The 17,686-nt window shown below is 61.6% G+C and carries 18 protein-coding genes; 7 read left to right on the forward strand and 11 right to left on the reverse strand.

Annotated features, from left to right (window positions below; all coding sequences use genetic code 11):
* Positions 1–77 precede the first annotated feature (77 nt).
* Genes catA through J1G37_RS26535 form a run of 3 tightly spaced genes read right to left on the reverse strand, consistent with a single transcriptional unit; the run spans position 78 to position 2,480 of the window.
* The gene (gene catA / locus J1G37_RS26525) at positions 78–1,007 is read right to left on the reverse strand and encodes a catechol 1,2-dioxygenase (RefSeq protein ID WP_207046497.1); all 930 of its coding nucleotides are present in this window, start codon (positions 1,005–1,007) and stop codon (positions 78–80) included.
* A gap of 42 nt (positions 1,008–1,049) precedes the next feature.
* Complete coding sequence (catC, locus tag J1G37_RS26530; protein ID WP_207046499.1) at positions 1,050–1,340, reverse strand: muconolactone Delta-isomerase; 291 nt, start codon at positions 1,338–1,340, stop codon at positions 1,050–1,052.
* A gap of 12 nt (positions 1,341–1,352) precedes the next feature.
* Positions 1,353–2,480, reverse strand: a complete 1,128-nt coding sequence (locus J1G37_RS26535) for a muconate cycloisomerase family protein (protein ID WP_207046501.1) — start codon at positions 2,478–2,480, stop codon at positions 1,353–1,355.
* 114 nt (positions 2,481–2,594) lie between these two features.
* On the opposite strand from J1G37_RS26535, the gene J1G37_RS26540 reads away from it, so the two are divergent.
* Positions 2,595–3,470 carry a LysR family transcriptional regulator gene (locus J1G37_RS26540; RefSeq protein ID WP_207046503.1) on the forward strand — a complete coding sequence of 292 codons (876 nt, stop codon included), beginning with the start codon at positions 2,595–2,597 and terminating at the stop codon, positions 3,468–3,470.
* A gap of 161 nt (positions 3,471–3,631) precedes the next feature.
* Here J1G37_RS26540 and J1G37_RS26545 read toward each other — a convergent pair whose 3' ends face one another.
* A complete protein-coding gene (locus J1G37_RS26545) occupies positions 3,632–4,612 on the reverse strand; it encodes a helix-turn-helix domain-containing protein (RefSeq protein ID WP_207046504.1) in 981 nt (326 codons plus the stop codon).
* A gap of 316 nt (positions 4,613–4,928) precedes the next feature.
* Here J1G37_RS26545 and antA point away from each other — a divergent pair, with 316 nt between their 5' ends.
* From antA to J1G37_RS26565, 4 genes are all read left to right on the forward strand, one after another.
* Complete coding sequence (gene antA, locus J1G37_RS26550) at positions 4,929–6,320, forward strand: anthranilate 1,2-dioxygenase large subunit (RefSeq protein WP_207046506.1); 1,392 nt, start codon at positions 4,929–4,931, stop codon at positions 6,318–6,320.
* Entirely contained in the window at positions 6,320–6,811 is a 492-nt protein-coding gene (gene antB / locus J1G37_RS26555; protein ID WP_207046508.1) for an anthranilate 1,2-dioxygenase small subunit, read from the forward strand. The genes antA and antB overlap by 1 nt, the downstream gene beginning before the upstream one ends.
* Positions 6,812–6,829: 18 nt before the next feature.
* Positions 6,830–7,837 (forward strand): anthranilate 1,2-dioxygenase electron transfer component AntC, encoded by a 1,008-nt coding sequence (antC, locus tag J1G37_RS26560; protein WP_207046510.1) that lies wholly within the window; start codon positions 6,830–6,832, stop codon positions 7,835–7,837.
* A gap of 72 nt (positions 7,838–7,909) precedes the next feature.
* On the forward strand, positions 7,910–9,313 hold the full coding sequence (locus J1G37_RS26565) for an amino acid permease (RefSeq protein WP_207046512.1): 1,404 nt from the start codon (positions 7,910–7,912) through the stop codon (positions 9,311–9,313).
* A gap of 147 nt (positions 9,314–9,460) precedes the next feature.
* Here J1G37_RS26565 and kynA read toward each other — a convergent pair whose 3' ends face one another.
* Both kynA and kynB read right to left on the reverse strand, forming a co-directional pair.
* Positions 9,461–10,318 (reverse strand): tryptophan 2,3-dioxygenase, encoded by an 858-nt coding sequence (gene kynA / locus J1G37_RS26570; RefSeq protein ID WP_017738408.1) that lies wholly within the window; start codon positions 10,316–10,318, stop codon positions 9,461–9,463.
* Positions 10,315–10,965 (reverse strand): arylformamidase, encoded by a 651-nt coding sequence (gene kynB / locus J1G37_RS26575; RefSeq protein ID WP_207046514.1) that lies wholly within the window; start codon positions 10,963–10,965, stop codon positions 10,315–10,317. The genes kynA and kynB overlap by 4 nt, the downstream gene beginning before the upstream one ends.
* Positions 10,966–11,340: 375 nt before the next feature.
* Here kynB and J1G37_RS26580 point away from each other — a divergent pair, with 375 nt between their 5' ends.
* Entirely contained in the window at positions 11,341–11,685 is a 345-nt protein-coding gene (locus J1G37_RS26580) for a cupin domain-containing protein (RefSeq protein ID WP_010206533.1), read from the forward strand.
* Between the two features lie 40 nt (positions 11,686–11,725).
* Here J1G37_RS26580 and mmsB read toward each other — a convergent pair whose 3' ends face one another.
* Positions 11,726–12,613: a 3-hydroxyisobutyrate dehydrogenase gene (gene mmsB, locus J1G37_RS26585; RefSeq protein WP_207046516.1), complete on the reverse strand. Its 888-nt coding sequence runs from the start codon at positions 12,611–12,613 to the stop codon at positions 11,726–11,728.
* Positions 12,614–12,628: 15 nt separating this feature from the next.
* A complete protein-coding gene (locus J1G37_RS26590) occupies positions 12,629–14,146 on the reverse strand; it encodes a CoA-acylating methylmalonate-semialdehyde dehydrogenase (RefSeq protein ID WP_207046518.1) in 1,518 nt (505 codons plus the stop codon).
* 132 nt (positions 14,147–14,278) lie between these two features.
* Between J1G37_RS26590 and J1G37_RS26595 the strand changes: the two genes are divergently transcribed.
* Entirely contained in the window at positions 14,279–15,235 is a 957-nt protein-coding gene (locus J1G37_RS26595; RefSeq protein ID WP_207046520.1) for a LysR family transcriptional regulator, read from the forward strand.
* A 125-nt stretch (positions 15,236–15,360) separates the two neighbouring features.
* Here J1G37_RS26595 and J1G37_RS26600 read toward each other — a convergent pair whose 3' ends face one another.
* The 3 genes from J1G37_RS26600 to J1G37_RS26610 are packed head-to-tail and all read right to left on the reverse strand — an operon-like array spanning position 15,361 to position 17,682.
* The gene (locus J1G37_RS26600; RefSeq protein ID WP_207046522.1) at positions 15,361–15,852 is read right to left on the reverse strand and encodes an OmpA family protein; all 492 of its coding nucleotides are present in this window, start codon (positions 15,850–15,852) and stop codon (positions 15,361–15,363) included.
* A gap of 4 nt (positions 15,853–15,856) precedes the next feature.
* Entirely contained in the window at positions 15,857–17,119 is a 1,263-nt protein-coding gene (locus J1G37_RS26605; protein WP_207046525.1) for a diguanylate cyclase, read from the reverse strand.
* Positions 17,116–17,682, reverse strand: a complete 567-nt coding sequence (locus tag J1G37_RS26610; RefSeq protein ID WP_207046527.1) for a YfiR family protein — start codon at positions 17,680–17,682, stop codon at positions 17,116–17,118. The genes J1G37_RS26605 and J1G37_RS26610 overlap by 4 nt, the downstream gene beginning before the upstream one ends.
* Between the last annotated feature and the right edge of the window lie 4 nt (positions 17,683–17,686).

The raw sequence follows: 17,686 nt of genomic DNA on the forward strand, positions 1-17,686 counted from the left end.
GGTGGTGAATGTTACATAGCTATCGCAGGCAAGCCAGCTCCCACAGGGTCCAGTTCCGACATTTTAGACCGTGTTATTCAGTCTTCCAGGGCGCGCACGCGCTGCATGCGCTTTTGCTCTACCGGCGCAGCCGCAGCCTGCAACTCAAAGTCAAAATCAATCTGCGCAAACCGCCCTTCCACCCCAAACTCCCGCGCCAGCTGCTGATCGTCACTGAAACGGATCTCGGCAATCAACTCATCCCGCGTCGCGTAGGCAAAATCATCGTGCAGGTATGGATCATCCGACAGGTTGATCTGCGTGGTCAGGTGCCGATGCCCCGGCGCCGAGATAAAGAAGTGAATATGCGCCGGCCGCTGCCCATGGCGGCCCAGTTGATCGAGCAACTGCTGGGTCGGCCCGGTCGGCGGGCAACCGTAGCCTGACGGCACGATGCTACGGAAACGATAGTTGCCCTGGGCATCGGTCTCAATGCGGCGGCGCAGGTTGAACTCGGACTGGGAAGGATCAAACCACGAGTAAGTCCCGCCCGTGTTGGCCTGCCACACATCGACAATCGCCCCGGCCAGCGGCTTGCCGTCGGTGTCACGCACCTGGCCGCGCATAAACAGCGGCGCCGCCGCGTCCGTGCCATCATCCAGCCGTGCTTCGTATTGGGAGAGCGGCGCGCCGGCCACGTACAGCGGGCCTTCGATGGTGCGTGGCGTGCCGCCGGATTTGCCGGCTTCCTCGTCGGCCGCGTCCATCAGCAAGTCCAGGTAGTGCTCCAGGCCCAACCCGGCAGCGAGCAAACCCGCTTCCTGGTTCTTGCCCAGCTCGTTGAGGTAGTTGACCGCCTTCCAGAATTCTTCCGGGGTCACTTCCAGGTCTTCGATGATGTTCACCGTGTCCCGCAGGATTCGGTAGATCAACGCCTTGGTGCGCGGGTTGCCGCCGTCGTTGAGGTTGCCGCTGGCTTCTTCGAGAAACCGTTGGGCATGGGCAGTCTGGGAAATTCGGATGGACATGGTGCAATCCTCATCTTGTAATTATTAGTGTTGAAAACAGGCTTAACGGTCGTCCTCATGGATCGACGAAGGGTGCCGGCACAGCGCGTTCACTTCGATGGCCATGTAGGGGTAAAGCGGCAGTTGCATCAGCAGGTCGTGCAGTTCTTGCACGCTGTCGACATCAAACACGCTGTAGTTGGCGTAGAGCCCGGCGATGCGCCACAGGTGGCGCCATTTGCCCTCGTGTTGCAGGCGCTGCGCCAGGGCTTTTTCTTCGGCCTTGAGGGTGGCGGCACGCTCGGGGTGCATGTCCAGCGGCAGGTTCACGGTCATTTTTACGTGGAACAACATGGCAGGCGCCTCTTAGTGTTTGTCACGACGGAAGAACGCCAGGCGCTCTTCATCAATGGCCAGGCCCAGGCCCGGGGCGGTGGAGACATGCAGGTGGAAGTCGCGGTACACCAGCGGCTCGGCGAGGATGTCCTCGGTCAGCAGCAGCGGGCCGAACAGCTCGGTGTCCCACGCCAGTTTGTTCAGGGTCAGGAACGCATGGGCCGAGGCCAGGGTGCCAATGCCGCCTTCGAGCATGGTGCCACCGTACAGGCCGATACCGGCCGCTTCGGCAATCGCGGCGGTGCGCAACACGGCGCGCGGGCCGCCGTTCTTGGCGATCTTGAGGGCGAACACCGAAGCCGCGCCTTCGCGGGCCAGGTTGAAGGCGTCTTCCACGCACTCGATGGACTCATCCGCCATGATCGGCGCCGGGCTCGACAGGTTGAGCCGGGCCATGCCGCCCCGGTTGTTGCGCGAGATCGGCTGCTCGATCAGGTCGATACCGTTGTCACCCAACACCTTGCAGGCACGCAGGGCGACGGCCTCATCCCAGGCCTGATTGACGTCCACCCGCACACTGGCGCGGTCGCCCAAGGCTTTTTTGATCGCGATCACATGGGCCAGGTCGTGGCTGACTTCGCCGGCACCGATCTTCAGTTTGAAGATGCGGTGGCGCCGTAGGTCGAGCATCTTCTCGGCCTCGGCGATGTCTTTTTCGGTGTTGCCGCTGGCCAGCGTCCAAGCCACCGGCAGCGCATCGCGCACACGGCCGCCGAGCAGTTCGCTGACCGGCAGGTTCAGGCGTTTGCCCAAGGCGTCGAGCAAGGCGCTTTCGATGCCGGACTTGGCAAAGGTGTTGCCACGGATGCTGCGCTCCAGGCGCAACATGGCGGCGTTGATATTGCTCGCATCCTGGCCGATCAGCAGCGGCGCAAAGTGGCGGTCGATGTTGACCTTGATGCTGTCCGGGCTTTCGTTGCCATAGCTCAAGCCGCCGATGGTAGTGGCTTCGCCGATGCCTTCGATGCCATCGGCGCAGCGCAGGCGGATGATCACCAGCGTCTGGTTTTGCATGGTGTGCATCGCCAGCTTGTGCGGGCGGATGGTAGGCAGATCGACAATAATCGTCTCGATCGACTCGATGGCGCAAATCGGCATGGCAATACCCGTTGGGTTCTTTATAGATTTGCGTCGATTCTGTCCCGCATTTTTTCTGGGTTCCAATATAGAATTAGTCTCAAACAATACTCTCAAGGTATGAAGGGAGCTGACATGGAACTGCGTCACCTGCGCTATTTCCAGGTGCTGGGTGAAACTCTCAACTTCACCCGCGCCGCCGAACGCCTGCACATCGCCCAACCGCCGCTGAGCCGGCAGATCCAGCAATTGGAAGAGGAACTGGGCGTGATCCTGCTGGAGCGCGGCCGCCCGCTGCGGCTGACCGAGGCCGGGCGGTTTTTCTATGAACACGCCAATGTGTTGCTGGAGCAACTGCACAAGGTGTGCGACAACACCCGCCGCATTGGCCAGGGCGAGAAGACCTGGCTGGGCATCGGCTTTGCGCCCTCGACGCTGTACGGTGTGCTGCCGGAGTTGATCCGCCGCCTGCGCAACCACGAGGCGCTGGAGTTGGAGCTGGGGCTGTCGGAAATGACCACCTTGCAGCAGGTCGAAGCGCTCAAGGCCGGGCGCATCGATGTGGGCTTCGGGCGGATTCGCATCGACGACCCGGCCATCGTCCAGCGCGTGTTGGTGGAAGATCGCCTGGTGGCCGTGCTGCCCGCCGGCCACCCGTTGCTCGCCGCGCCTGCCACGCTTGCGCAGTTGGCCGCCGAGCCGTTTGTGCTCTACCCCGGCAACCCGCGCCCCAGCTATGCCGACCACGTGATCGCCTTGTTCGACGCCCATGGCTTGAGCCTCCAGGTGGCGCAGTGGACCAACGAGTTGCAGACCGCCATCGGCCTGGTCGGCGCCGGGATGGGCGTGACGCTGGTGCCGGCGTCGGTGCAGGTGCTGCACCGGGCGGATATTGGCTACACGCCGGTGGTGGAGGCCACGGCGACGTCGCCGATCATCCTTAGCCGACGGGTGAATGATCAGTCGCCGGGGCTGAGGCATTGTTTGCAGTTGGTGGAGGAGCTGATCTGAGGTCTCACAAACACTGCACATCCAAAGTGGGGCCTGGCTTGTGTGGGAGCTGGCTTGCCTGCGATACAGGCGACTCGGTTTTCAGTTGGATCGAGTTGATGCCATCGCAGGCAAGCCAGCTCCCACACAAGCCAGCTTCCACAGTTTGATCTCCGTTGTGCTTAACAGCTGCGCAGGCGCTTGCGTTGCAGCGTCTGGCTGGGGGACTCGTCAAACAACTTGCGGTACTCCGCCGAGAACCGCCCCAAGTGGGTAAACCCCCACCCCAAGGCAATCTCGGAAATAGTCCGCGTCGCGCCAAGCTCAAGAATCTCCTGGCGCACCGCACTCAACCGGTACTTCTTCAAATAGACCATGGGCGACAGGGCAAAATACTTGCGAAACGCATCGAACAGCTTGAACCGCGACACCCCAGCAGCGGCTTCCAGATCTTCCAGGTGCACCGCTTCGCGGGCGTTTTCGTGGATAAACTGCCGCGCCCGGATCAGGTAGTGCGGCAATTTCACCCCCAGTACATCGCGCAGTTCTTCTGAATAATTGTTCGGCTGTGCGAGGATCAAGCCCTTGATCAGCGAGCTTTCCAGGTCCCGGGTAAATGCCGCCTGTTCATACAGTTCACTGCTGCCTTCCAGCTCGGCAATAAAGTACCGCGCCATGCGCCACCACGATGCCGACGCGCCCTCCACCGCATCCATCACCGATTCAAAGCGCAGCGGCGTGTCAATCGGACGTTGCAGCAAACCCTCCAGGGACTCGCTCATCGCCGCCCGCGTGATCACCACCTGCAACTTGCGGCAGTCGCCGGAAATCGCCAGCACCTGGTGTTCGTTGGGCGAGATGATCACGCCTTGGTCGCGGTTGGAGCTCAGGCGCTCGCCGTTCTTGCTCAACTCCTGCTCGCCTTCCAGCGGCAGGCTCAGGCTGTAGCTGCTGAAGTGCTCGGCGTCTTCGATGTCGATGGTCACGTCGGTGCCGTATTCGATCACGCCCAAGGTGGTGGCGCGGGACTTGAGCACATTGGCACTGTGGTGGAAACGCAAGCGCTCGGGTGTGGCGGTAGTGAGGCGATGGGGCCCGCAGATACCGGACATCCAGCTACGGGCGCCCTCCAGGTCGAAACGTTGAATCGTTTGGCTGCTCATCAGGATGCACCCACGGCGGTTAGGCGTTTGCGCGCTCTGGCGGCGCGTCATTGTGGTTGTTCGACAGCAAGTTCCACGCCACGCCGGGGGCATTGCCACTGAGTGGATAGCACCGACGGACTATGTGGATAAACGTGGGACTTTTCCGGCAATTGCCTGCCAAGACAGTAGCGCATTGCGTCACCGTCCTGCACCGCCGTGGGTATTTGCTGCCCAATTATCCGGCGCACCTTCCCCGATTAAGCGGATAGCCCGCGCCCTGCCCCGCTGCCTCTAATAAACCACCGATTAGCCCCTATCAAAAAAGGTGCCTCCCATGAGTGGTGCAAGAAGCGTCGAGCAGTGGAAAACGTTTATCGAAGGTTGTCTGGATTTTCGCCCGGTGGACGAGGTGTTCCGCATCGCCCGCGACATGTTCACCGAGCCGCAACTGTTCGACCTGGAGATGGAACTGATCTTCGAGAAAAACTGGATCTACGCCTGCCACGAAAGCGAACTGGCCCATAACCACGACTTCGTGACGATGCGCGCCGGGCGCCAGCCGATGATCATCACCCGCGACGGCGAGGGCCAGCTGAATGCGCTGATCAACGCCTGCCAGCATCGCGGCACCACCTTGACGCGAGTCGGCAAGGGCAACCAGTCGACCTTTACCTGCCCGTTCCACGCCTGGTGCTACAAGAGCGATGGCCGGCTGGTGAAGGTCAAGGCGCCGGGGGAATACCCGGAAGGTTTCGACAAGGCGACGCGCGGCCTGAAAAAAGCCCGTATCGAGAGCTACAAGGGTTTTGTGTTTATCAGCCTGGATGTGAATGGCACCGACCGCCTGGAAGACTTTCTCGGCGACGCGAAAGTGTTCTTCGACATGATGGTCGCCCAGTCCGCCAGCGGTGAACTGGAAGTGCTGCCGGGCAAGTCCGCCTACACCTACGACGGCAACTGGAAGCTGCAAAACGAAAACGGCCTGGACGGTTATCACGTCAGCACCGTGCACTACAACTACGTGGCCACGGTGCAGCATCGTCAGCAGGTGAATACGGAAAACGGCACCGCCTCCGGCAGCACGCTGGACTACAGCAAACTCGGCGCCGGCGATGCGAATACCGATGACGGCTGGTTTGCCTTCAACAACGGCCACAGCGTGCTGTTCAGCGACATGCCCAACCCGAGCGTGCGCTCCGGCTACGCCACCATCATGCCGCGCCTGGCCTCCGAACATGGCCAGCAAAAAGCCGAATGGATGATGCACCGCCTGCGCAACCTGAACATCTACCCAAGCCTGTTCTTTCTCGACCAGATCAGCTCGCAACTGCGCATCATCCGCCCGGTGGCGTGGAACAAGACCGAGATCATCAGCCAGTGCCTGGGGGTGAAGGGCGAGTCGGACGCCGACCGCGAAAACCGCATCCGCCAGTTTGAAGACTTCTTCAACGTCTCCGGCATGGGCACGCCCGACGATCTCGTGGAGTTCCGCGAAGCCCAACGCGGTTTCCAGGGCCGGCTGGAACGCTGGAGCGACATCTCCCGCGGCAGCCACCGCTGGCAAACCGGGCCCACGCCCAACAGCGAAGCCATCGGCATCCAACCGGCGATGACCGGCACCGAATTCACCCACGAAGGCCTGTATGTGAACCAACACCGCAACTGGCAACGATTCCTCTTGAGCGGCCTCGACAAACAAGCGCTGACACTGCGGGAGGTGGAGTGATGAATGCCCAATTGCAGTACCAGATCGAGCAGTTCTTCTACCGCAAGTCCGAGCTGTGCGACGCCCAGGACTGGGACGCCTACGTGCAACTGTTCGACCCGCAGAGTGAATTCCACCTGCCGCAATGGGACTCGGAACACGTCTACACCCGCGACCCCAAGCGCGAGATGTCGTTGATCTACTACGCCAACCGCTCGGGCCTGGAAGACCGCGTGTTCCGCCTGCGCACCGGCAAGGCGGCGTCGGCGACACCGATGCCGCGCACCTTGCACCTGATCAATAACGTGCGCATTGCCGAGCAGGCCGATGGCACGCTGCAAGTGAAGTTGAACTGGCACACGCTGTTTTATCGCCTGGCCACCTCGGAGCAGTTCTACGGCCATGCCACTTACAGCCTCAAGCCCCATGGCGACAGTTGGCTGATCACGCGCAAGCATGCGTTGTTGCTCAACGACACGATCAACTCGGTGCTGGATTTCTATCACCTCTAGGCACCGGGAGTGTTGTTGATGAATCACAAAGTGGCGTTCAGTTTTGCCGACGGCAAGACCCTGTTCTTTCCCGTGGGCAGCCATGAAATCCTGCTGGATGCGGCACTGCGCAACGGCATCAAGATCCCCCTGGATTGCCGCGAAGGCGTCTGCGGCACCTGCCAGGGCCGCTGCGAATCCGGCGATTACAGCCAGGACTATGTGGACGAAGAAGCCCTGTCCAGCCTCGACCTGCAACAGCGCAAGATGCTCAGTTGCCAGACGCGGGTGAAGTCCGACGCGACCTTCTACTTCGACTTTGATTCAAGCCTGTGCAATGCGCCGGGGCCAGTGCAGGTACGCGGGACGGTGAGCGCGGTGGAGCAGGTCTCGGCCAGCACGGCGATCCTGCACGTGCAACTGGACCAGGCGCTGGATTTTCTGCCCGGCCAATATGCGCGCATTGCGGTGCCGGGCACGGACAGCTGGCGCTCGTACTCGTTTGCCAACCGGCCGGGCAACCAGCTGCAATTTCTCGTGCGCCTGCTGCCCGACGGCGTGATGAGCAACTATTTGCGCGAACGCTGCCAAGTGGGCGATGAGCTGCTGATGGAGGCGCCGCTGGGGGCCTTCTACCTGCGCCACGTGACCCAGCCATTGGTGCTGGTGGCGGGCGGCACCGGGTTGTCAGCGTTGCTGGGCATGCTTGATGAGCTGGCCGCCAACGGTTGCGACCAGCCGGTGCACCTGTATTACGGCGTACGCGGCGCCGAGGACTTGTGCGAAGCGTCGCGCATCCAGGCCTATGCCGGGAAAATTCCGGGGTTCCGCTACACCGAAGTCCTCAGCGCGCCCTCGTCGCAATGGCTCGGCAAACGCGGCTACCTCACCGAGCATTTCGACCTGGCGCAATTGCGGGACAGTTCGGCGGATATGTACCTGTGCGGCCCCCCTCCAATGGTCGAATCCATCCAGCAATGGCTGGCGGATCAGGCACTTGTTGGCGTTCAGTTGTATTACGAAAAGTTTACGCAGAGTAATATCTGACCCCTCAGCACTTCTGAGGGGCTGATGCGGCGTGCACTCAACCCTGAGAAAAACAAGTAGAAGGGAATGTTAATGGCGGATGACATGGTTAACCCGGTAGGCCTCAAGCGAGGCCTGAAGAACCGGCACATTCAGCTGATCGCCTTGGGAGGGGCGATTGGCACGGGGTTGTTCCTCGGCTCGGCCGGGGTGCTCAAGTCGGCGGGCCCGTCGATGATCCTCGGCTACGCAATCGCGGGATTCATCGCGTTCCTGATCATGCGCCAGCTCGGCGAAATGATCGTCGAAGAGCCAGTGGCCGGCTCCTTCAGCCACTTCGCCCACAAGTATTGGGGCGGTTACGCAGGCTTCCTCGCGGGCTGGAACTACTGGGTACTCTACGTCCTGGTGGGCATGGCCGAATTGACGGCGGTGGGCAAGTACATCCAGTTCTGGTGGCCGGAGATTCCGACCTGGGTCAGTGCGCTGGTGTTCTTTGTCGCGGTGAACCTGATCAACACCCTGAACGTGAAGTTCTTTGGTGAAGCCGAGTTCTGGTTCGCGATCATCAAGGTGGTGGCGATTGTCGGCATGATCGTGCTCGGCTGCTACCTGCTGTTCAGCGGCACCGGCGGCCCGCAGGCGTCTATCAGCAACCTGTGGAGCCACGGCGGGTTCTTCCCGAACGGCGGCATGGGGCTGTTGATGTCGATGGCGTTCATCATGTTCTCGTTTGGTGGCCTGGAACTGGTGGGCATCACTGCCGCCGAGGCCAGCGAGCCGCGCAAGGTGATCCCGAAAGCGATCAACCAGGTGGTGTACCGGATCCTGATTTTCTACGTCGGCGCCCTCACCGTGCTGCTGTCGCTGTACCCGTGGGACCAACTGCTGCAAACCCTCGGCGCGTCGGGCGATGCCTACAGCGGCAGCCCGTTTGTGCAGATCTTCTCGCTGATCGGCAATGACACTGCGGCGCACATCCTCAACTTCGTGGTGCTGACCGCGGCGTTGTCGGTGTACAACAGCGGCGTGTACTGCAACAGCCGCATGCTGTTCGGCCTGGCCGAGCAAGGCGATGCGCCGAAAGCGCTGATGAAGCTGAACAAACAAGGCGTACCGCTGCGCGCCTTGGCGATTTCGGCCCTGGTGACGATGCTGTGCGTGGTGGTCAACTACGTGGCGCCGCACAGTGCGCTGGAGCTGTTGTTTGCGCTGGTGGTTGCCTCGTTGATGATCAACTGGGCGCTGATCAGCCTCACCCATATCAAGTTCCGCAAGGCCATGGGCGAGCAAGGCGTGACGCCGTCGTTCAAGACCTTCTGGTTCCCGTTCAGCAACTACCTGTGCCTGGCGTTCATGGTGGTGATCATCAGCGTGATGCTGGCGATTCCGGGGATTCGCAATTCGGTGTTTGCGATGCCGGTGTGGGTGGGGATTATCTTCATTGCCTACCGGTTGCGGGTCAGAAAGGGTAATGCGGCAGTGAGCGCACAGTGATACCTGTGGGAGCCGGGCTTGCCCGCGATAGCGGTGTGTCAGCCACTGAATGAGCTGGCTGATGTACCGCTATCGCAGGCAAGCCAGCTCCCACAGTGTTGATTGCATTCCAAATGAAAAGCCCCGGTGATCCGGGGCTTTTTTTGTTTAGAGGGTTGAACGTACTCGCCACAGTTCGGGAAACAACACGGTGTCGAGCATCTTGCGCAAATATCCCACGCCTTCAGTGCCGCCCGTACCCGGCTGGAAGCCAATGATCCGCTCCACCGTGGTCACATGCCGGAAGCGCCACTGGCGGAACGAATCCTCCAGGTCGATAAACTTCTCGGCCAACTGATACAAATCCCAATACCGGCTCGGATCGCGATACACCTCGCGCCACGCCGCTTCCACGGATTCGTCGTGCACCGTCGCCGCCGTCGGGTCGCGCTCGGCGCGTTTTGGATCAATCGCCAGGCCCGCCTTGAGCATCAGATTGATCGCCTCGTCGTACAGCGACGGCGTGGCAATCGCCACTTTCAATTCGTTCAGCAGTTCTGGCCGATGCGCGTGGGGCCGCAACAGCGCCGCGCTTTTATTGCCGAGGATAAATTCGATCTCACGGTACTGGAACGACTGGAACCCAGAAGACTGCCCGAGAAACGGGCGAATCGCCTTGTACTCGGACGGGGTCATGGTCGCCAGTACCGCCCAAGCGTGTACCAGTTGATCGAAGATTCGCGACACCCGCGCGAGCATCTTGAACGCCGGCGGCAACTCCCCCAGGCGCACGTGTTCGCGGGCGGCCTTGAGCTCGTGGAGCATCAGTTTCATCCACAGCTCAGACGTCTGGTGCTGGATGATGAAGAGCATTTCGTTGTGGTCCGGCGACAGCGGGTGCTGGGCGCTGAGGACTTTGCCCAGGTCCAGGTAATCGCCGTAGCTCATGGACTCGGAGAAATTCAGTTCGGCGTTGTGCCATTCTTCGGGCGGTTGGTAGTCAGCAGAGAAGGGACATTGGCTCATCGCGTGGGCTCCTTGAGCGGGCGGAGAATGGCGCGGACCGGGCTCGCGTCGAGGTTGGCAAAGCGCAGCGGCAGGGCGATCAGTTCGTAGTCACCCTCGGGCACATCATCGAGCACGATGCCTTCGAGAATCGCCATGCCATGGCGCGCCACGGCGTTGTGGGCATCCATGGTCTTCGACTGTTGCGGGTCCAGGGAGGGCGTGTCGATGCCGATCAAACGCACACCCAGGCTGGCCAGCAGTTCGATGGTTTGCGGGGCGACGGCGGTGAAGTTCGAATCCCACTCAGTGAGCGGCGCTTGTGGATAAGTGCGCAGCAGCACGCGCTCGGGCAAGTTATCCACACGGCCTTCGAGCTGATGCGGCTGCACCAGCGCGCCGCTGTCCAGGCAATGCAACACGCGGCACGGGCCCATGTACACGTCCAGCGACACCTCGCCGATCGGCGCACCGTCCGCGCTGTAATGCAGCGGCGCATCCACATGGGCGCCGGTGTGCGGCGACAGGGTTATGCGCCCGACATTCACCGGGCACTCCGGGCCGAATTGCCACACGCGCTCTTCCTGGAACGGCGTGTCCCCCGGCCAGGTCGGGGTCGCCGTACTCAAGGGCGGGCTGATATCCCACCACGTTTTTATTGGGTTCATTTCAAGGCTCTCGGCGGTTACTGGAGTGAATGATACGAGGGCCTGCTGCGAATTTTCTTGCGAATTCTGGCGTGGAGTGGGAAATCTTTCGCACTTACTGCGAGGAAATGGCTGATTTACGCACAAACCTATCGCTCGGGCACACCCCAATCCCCTGTGGGAGCCGGGCTTGCCCGCGATAGCGGTGTATCAGGCAATAAAGATGCAAGCTGGGCCGGCGCCATCGCGGGCAAGCCCGGCTCCCACAGAGATCTGTGGTGTTGGTGGGATCATCATGCGGCTGCGCTTCTGGACATCCCGATGTCGAGTTCAGACCACTGGCCCTGCGCCCAAGGCCTTAGGGTGCATCTTTCCATTCCCTGCCTCGGAGACATCATGTCCAAGCCCATCACCGTACTGCGTGACACCCACCCCTTGCCGGTCCTGGATGCCTGCAAATGGGAAAAGCTCGAAGGCGACCCGCACACCGTCAACCTCAACGCCTACACCAGCGAAGACGGCAGCAAGATCATGGGCACCTGGATCTGCACACCGGGCAAGTGGTACGTGGACTACGTGAAGTGGGAGTACTGCCACTTCCAGGAAGGCTACTGCATCATCACCCCGGAAGGCCTGGAGCCGATCCACTTGCGGGCTGGGGATATCTTTGTGGTGGAGCCGGGGATGAAGGGGACGTGGGAAGTGGTTGAGACGGTGCGTAAGTATTTTGTGTTTGCCTAAACACCTTGTGGCGAGGGAGCTTGCTCCCTCGCCACAGTGTTTATTTGGGTTTGCGGTAGCTGTTGATGATTGCCGAGAAGTCCTTGCCCCCTTCCCCACGCTGACTCATTGATTGGTACAACTGCTGCGCCACCGCGCCCAGAATCACCGGTTGCTTAGCCTGGCGTGCCGCTTCAGTCGCCAGCCCCAAATCCTTGAGCATCAGGTCAGCACCAAACCCACCGGTATAACCACGGGACGACGGTGCAGTCTCAATCACACCCGGCCACGGGTTGTAGGTGTCGGAACTCCAGCAACGCCCGGTGGAGCTGTTGATGATCCCCGCCAGCACCTGGGTGTCGATGCCCAGTGCATCGCCCAAGGCCATGGCTTCGCTGACGCCGACCATGCTGATGCCCAGCAGCAGGTTGTTGCAGATCTTGGCGATCTGGCCGGTGCCGACGTCGCCGCAGTGCACGATGTTGCGGCCCATTTGCGTCAGCACCGGTTGCAGGGTGGCGAACAGTTCCGGGTTGGCGCCGACCATGAAGGTCAGCGTCCCTGCTGCGGCGCCGCCGGTGCCGCCGGAGACCGGTGCGTCGGCGACTGCAACGCCTTGCTTGGCCGCCGCAGCGGCGACATCGCGGATGGTTTGCGGGTCGATGGTGCTGCAATCCACCGCCGGTACGCCTTTGCCGATGGCGGCCAATACGCCGTCTTCACCGAGCCAGACGCTGCGCACATGGGCCGCCGCCGGCAGCATGGTGATCACCAGCTCCGCGCCGCTTGCGGCATCACGCGGTGAATCGCTGATGCTGCCGCCCAGTTCGGCCAGTTCCTTGAGCACTGTCTGGTTCAGGTCAAACAGGTTCAGCGCGTGGCCAGCCTTGATCAGGTTGCGGGCCATGGGCGCGCCCATGTTACCCAGGCCGATAAATGCAATCTTCATGGTCGTCTCCCGGAATCAGCGCAGGTTGATGGTGGTGTTGACGCCATCGTTGACCGTGTCGTCGTCGAACCAGCGGCTGGTGACGGTCTTGGTCTGGGTGTAAAACTGCACCACTTGCTTGCCGTACGGGCCGAGGTCGCCGAGCTTGGAACCCCGGGAACCGGTGAAGCTGAAGAACGGCACCGGCACCGGGATCGGGATGTTGATGCCGACCTGGCCTACATCGATTTCACTCTGGAACTTACGCGCCGCCGCACCGCTTTGGGTGAACAGGCCGGTGCCGTTGCCGAACGGGTTGGCGTTGACCAGTGCGATGGCTTCATCGAGGGTCGCGACTTCGAGCACCACCAGCACCGGGCCGAAGATTTCCTGGGTGTAGATCTGCATGTCGGTGGTCACGCCCGAGAACAGGGTCGGGCCGACGAAGTTGCCGTGCTCGTAGCCCGGCACCTTGATATCGCGGCCATCCAGCTCCAGCTTGGCGCCTTCTTTCACACCGCTTTCAATCAAGTCCAGGATGCGTGCTTTAGCGCGCTTGGAGATCACCGGACCAACATCCGTGCCCGCTTCGCTGCCGGCATTGACCTTGAGTTTCTGCGCCAGCGCCTTGAGGTCCGGTAGCCATTGCTTGGCCGCGCCCACCAGCACCACCACCGAGGTTGCCATGCAACGCTGGCCCGCCGCGCCGAAACCGGCACCCACCAGGGCGTTGAGGGTGTGTTCGCGGTTGGCATCGGGCAGCACCACGGCGTGGTTTTTCGCACCCATCATCGACTGCACGCGCTTGCCGTGTTTGCCGGCCAGGTCATAGACGTGGGTGCCGACGGCGGTCGAACCGACAAAGGACACGGCCTTGATGTCTTTGTGGGTGCACAGCGCATCCACCACATCCTTGCCGCCGTGGACCACGTTGAGTACGCCAGGCGGAACACCCGCTTCGAGCGCCAGCTCAACCAGCAGCACGGTGGACAGCGGGTCCTGCTCGGACGGTTTGAGCACGAAGGTGTTACCGCAGGCAATTGCCATCGGGAACATCCACAGTGGAATCATCGCCGGGAAGTTGAACGGGGTAATCCCGGCGCACACGCCGATAGGTTGGCGCAGGGTGTAGGTATCTACGCCACCGGCGACGTTCTCGGCGAATTCGCCCATCTGCAAGGTGCCGATGGAGCACGCGTGTTCGACCACTTCCAGGCCACGGAAAATATCGCCTTCGGCATCGGCAATGGTCTTGCCCTGCTCGGCGCTGAGGACGACGGCGATGCGTTTGGAATGTTCGCGGATCAGCGCTTGCAGCTTGAGCATGATGCGCATGCGCGCGCCGATCGGCGTCAGCTTCCAGGTCTGGAAGGCGCGGTGCGCGGCGTCAATGGCAGCGTTGACTTCATCGGCCGTGGCGAACGGGACTTTGGCCAGCACCTCTTGGGTGGCTGGGTTGACGATGTCATGCCATTCGGTGGTCTTGGACTCGACCCATTCACCGTTGATCAGCAATTTGACCTGTTGTACGGAAATATCGGCAGATGCGTTCATGGGGTCTCCAATTCTTATTGATATGCAGAGAACCAAGGCGTTGAACCGCCTTGAAGAATGAGGCGTTCGGACTGTTTTTGGAGTATAGATGTGCAAACTTCTAATAAGAACGCACATAAAAGCCGGTCCAATATGCAAAAAAACATCACGTCACTGGGCTCCCTGAACTGGGATGACCTGAAGTTTTTCCTCGAAGTGGCCCGCACCCGCAAGGCCAGCGTCGCCGCCAAGCGCCTGGCGGTGGACTACACCACGGTGTCGCGGCGCATCAGTTCGCTGGAAGTGTCACTCGGCACCCTGCTGTTCGAAAAATCCCGCACCAGCGGTTTCGTCCTCACCCCCGAGGGCCAGCGTTTGCTGGGCTACGCGGAGTCCATCGAAAGCACCTTGCACATGGCCTGCGAGCAAGTCTCCGGCTCCGGCGTGGCGCTGTCCGGCCATGTGCGCATGGGCTGCACCGAAGGCTTCGGCAGTTTCTTCGTCACCCCGCAGTTGAGCCATTTTGTCGACACGTACCCGGCGATCTCGGTGGACATCCTGCCCCTGCCCCACTTCATCAGCCTGTCCAAGCGCGAAGCCGACATCGTCATCGCCTTGGAACGCCCGGAACACGGGCCCTACGTGTGCTGCAAACTGTGCGACTACAAATTGCAGCTGTACGCGACCCAGGACTACCTCGACCAACACCCGCCCATCCGCAAACCCACGGATTTGGCCGAGCATCCGTTTATCAGCTATGTGGATGATCTGGCCTTCAGCTCGGAGCTGCTGTACCTGGCGAATGTGGTGCCTGGCGCCAGCGCCAGTTTGCGCAGCACCAGCGTGATTGCGCAGTACGTGGCGGCGCAGCAGGGGCGGTCGATGGCGATACTGCCGTGCTTTTTGGCGGCACAGGACCCACGGTTGTTGCCGGTGCTGGGGGAGGAGATAACGATTACGCGGCAGTTTTGGATGTATTGCCGGGAGGATTTGCGCAAGTTGAAGCGGATTACGTTGTTGTGGGATTACATCCGCGAGGTGACGGAGCAGAACCAAGGGTTGTTGATGGGGGAAACGCGCCAGATGAGATTTACCGAAGCCCACGAATAAGTGTGGGAGCTGGCTTGCCTGCGATGGCGGTGTGTCAGTCAGCATATTCATTGCTGATAGACCGCTATCGCAGGCAAGCCAGCTCCCACAGTTGATTGGGTTTCAAATTGAAATGGGGGACTGACTCAGTCCGCAATCACCACAATCGACACCCGCCGATTCTCCGTGCGCCCCGCCACCGTGGTGTTCGACGCCACCGGCTCGCTGCTGCCCAGGCCACGCAGCTGGATGTTTTCTTCCTTCATCCCCACGCCCGTCAGCACCTTGGCCACACTCTTGGCGCGGCGCAGGGACAGTTGCTGGTTGTAGGTTTCTTTGCCCGACGCATCGGTGTGGCCGTCCACGCGCACGCGTTCGATGCCGACACCCAGCAGGGCCTTGCCGATGCGTTCGACGATATCGGTGCTGGGTTTGTTCAGCGCTTCGACGTCGCTGCCAAACAGCACTTTGCCTGACAAGCCAAACGCCCAACCTTCGTCGGTGAGTTCAAAACCCTGTTGCTTGAGCACGGCGACTTGCGCCGGGGTCAGGCCTTTGGGTGGGGCAGTCTGGCAGCCGCCGAGGGCGAGCAGTGCCACCAGCAGGGTGATAAACATAAAACGCGCGGTCGAGAACAAGGGATCAACTCCTGTGTTGAACATTGACGACGGGGCTCTCCGGCTCCGCCGTTTGCTGGCCGCCGAGCGACAGGCGCTTGGCCTGGTACATCGCTGCGTCGGCGGCATTGAGCAAGGTGCCAGGGGTGGCGCCATGATCGGGGTAGATGGCGATGCCGATACTGAGGGAGGTCAACACCTGGGTGTTGCCCGGCACCGGGATTGGCAAGTCCATGCTGGCGATGATTTTGTCGGCGATGCGCTGGGCATCTTCAAGCTTGTGCAGGGGCGCCAGCAGGATGGCGAATTCATCGCCACCCAGGCGCGCGACCAGGTCGTCTTCACGCAACTGTGCACGCACGCGCTCGGCCACGGCGACCAGGACGGCATCGCCGGCGGCGTGGCCGAAGTTGTCGTTGATGTCCTTGAAGCGGTCGCTGTCGAGGAACAACACGGCGACGCGCTCGTTGAGTTTGGCGGCGCTGCGCAGGGCACGGATCAAGCGACCTTCGAAAAAGGCGCGGTTGGGCAGGCCAGTAAGACTGTCGTGGTTGGCCTGGTGCGCGAGGGTTTCGTTTTCGCTTTGCAGGTGGCTTTGCCAGGCTTCCATCTCGCCGAGCAAGGCGTTGAAGTCGCTGCCCAGGCTGTCGAGTTCGGCGATCTGCGCCGGTGGCACGCGCCGGTCGAAATCACGCTCGCTACGGGCAGCGTGGGCCACGGCGGCGAGGCTTTGCAGCGGGCCGGTGATGCCACGCAGCAGGCGCTGCGCCAGGTGCAGGGCGACCCAGGCGCTGAGGGCGGTGCAGATCAGGATGCCGGCCAGGCCGCTGAGCAAAAAGCGCAGCAGGCTGGCGCCGTGACCGGTCAGGTGGATGCTGCCCACGGTGCGCCCTTGATGGAGGATCGGCTGGCTGATGGGCTGTTCGAGCAGGGTATGCGCCAGTTCCAATTCAACCCGCGAGAGCATGCCGGTGTCCGGGCGTACCCATTGCGCCAGCAGCTTGCCGTTGGCGTCGAAGACTTCGGCCCGGGCCACTTCTTCGGTGGAGGCGATCAGGCTCAGGGCTTCGGTGGCGGCCGCGCTGTCGTTGAACACCACCGCCGCTTCCACGGTGTAGTTGATGGAGCGCGCGATCAGGTGCAGGTTGTGCTCGGCGTACACCCGCAGCGCCAGCACGCCGAGCAGGGTCAGGGACACGCTGGCCAGGCTCACCGCCACCAGCGCCAGGATCATGTGGCCACGCCCGATGACCGAGCGCAGGGTCGGGCGCACGTTCAGCGCGCTCATGGCTCAGGCGCTCGACGGCGCGACAGTTGCAGCACGCTGGGGTGAATGCGTACGCCACTGCGTGCCACGGAATCGAGATTGACCTCGAACGACACTTGCTCATCCCCCACCCGCAGGCAGAACAGGCTGCCCACCGTGCATTGGTCACCGCCTTCACTGATGCTCAGCACCGGGTGTCCGATCAGCGAAGCAAACAATTGGTTGCGCTCATCGCCACTGAGCTTGCCGATATACACAGCGTTGCAGGCGTTGACGATATCGGGATGGTCCGCCAGCAACCGCTGCACCAGCACCGGACGGCCGGTAGCCTGAGTGGTGCCTTTGATCAGGTCGTCGGTGTACTGGGTCGGCCCGACGATGCACAGGCGCAACTGCGCCGGCTCCACTGGCCAACGGGCATAGCTGAGGATGCCGAGCACCACTTGGGTCACTGCCTGGGCGCGGTGATCTGCCGGGCTGGGTGCCTGGGCAAATACGCGGGGCGCGAGTATGCCAAGAACCGCCACCAGTAACATGCGTCTCCAGCTCAAACTACGCTCTGTGGACGAGCCAGCCACGTTCATGCAG

This window comes from Pseudomonas sp. Marseille-Q1929 (assembly GCF_017316265.1).
Taxonomy (GTDB): Bacteria; Pseudomonadota; Gammaproteobacteria; order Pseudomonadales; family Pseudomonadaceae; genus Aquipseudomonas.

Excerpts from the sequence above, each read along its gene's own strand:
- catC (WP_207046499.1), bottom strand. The coding sequence starts at position 1,340 with ATGTTGTTCCACGTAAAAATGACCGTGAACCTGCCGCTGGACATGCAC.
- antA (WP_207046506.1), top strand. The coding sequence starts at position 4,929 with ATGAGTGGTGCAAGAAGCGTCGAGCAGTGGAAAACGTTTATCGAAGGT.
- J1G37_RS26605 (WP_207046525.1), bottom strand. The coding sequence starts at position 17,119 with ATGAGCGCGCTGAACGTGCGCCCGACCCTGCGCTCGGTCATCGGGCGT.
- J1G37_RS26545 (WP_207046504.1), bottom strand. The coding sequence starts at position 4,612 with ATGAGCAGCCAAACGATTCAACGTTTCGACCTGGAGGGCGCCCGTAGC.
- J1G37_RS26595 (WP_207046520.1), top strand. The coding sequence starts at position 14,279 with ATGCAAAAAAACATCACGTCACTGGGCTCCCTGAACTGGGATGACCTG.
- kynA (WP_017738408.1), bottom strand. The coding sequence starts at position 10,318 with ATGAGCCAATGTCCCTTCTCTGCTGACTACCAACCGCCCGAAGAATGG.
- antB (WP_207046508.1), top strand. The coding sequence starts at position 6,320 with ATGAATGCCCAATTGCAGTACCAGATCGAGCAGTTCTTCTACCGCAAG.
- kynB (WP_207046514.1), bottom strand. The coding sequence starts at position 10,965 with ATGAACCCAATAAAAACGTGGTGGGATATCAGCCCGCCCTTGAGTACG.
- J1G37_RS26610 (WP_207046527.1), bottom strand. The coding sequence starts at position 17,682 with ATGAACGTGGCTGGCTCGTCCACAGAGCGTAGTTTGAGCTGGAGACGC.
- antC (WP_207046510.1), top strand. The coding sequence starts at position 6,830 with ATGAATCACAAAGTGGCGTTCAGTTTTGCCGACGGCAAGACCCTGTTC.
- J1G37_RS26535 (WP_207046501.1), bottom strand. The coding sequence starts at position 2,480 with ATGCCGATTTGCGCCATCGAGTCGATCGAGACGATTATTGTCGATCTG.
- J1G37_RS26580 (WP_010206533.1), top strand. The coding sequence starts at position 11,341 with ATGTCCAAGCCCATCACCGTACTGCGTGACACCCACCCCTTGCCGGTC.
- J1G37_RS26565 (WP_207046512.1), top strand. The coding sequence starts at position 7,910 with ATGGCGGATGACATGGTTAACCCGGTAGGCCTCAAGCGAGGCCTGAAG.
- J1G37_RS26590 (WP_207046518.1), bottom strand. The coding sequence starts at position 14,146 with ATGAACGCATCTGCCGATATTTCCGTACAACAGGTCAAATTGCTGATC.
- mmsB (WP_207046516.1), bottom strand. The coding sequence starts at position 12,613 with ATGAAGATTGCATTTATCGGCCTGGGTAACATGGGCGCGCCCATGGCC.
- catA (WP_207046497.1), bottom strand. The coding sequence starts at position 1,007 with ATGTCCATCCGAATTTCCCAGACTGCCCATGCCCAACGGTTTCTCGAA.
- J1G37_RS26540 (WP_207046503.1), top strand. The coding sequence starts at position 2,595 with ATGGAACTGCGTCACCTGCGCTATTTCCAGGTGCTGGGTGAAACTCTC.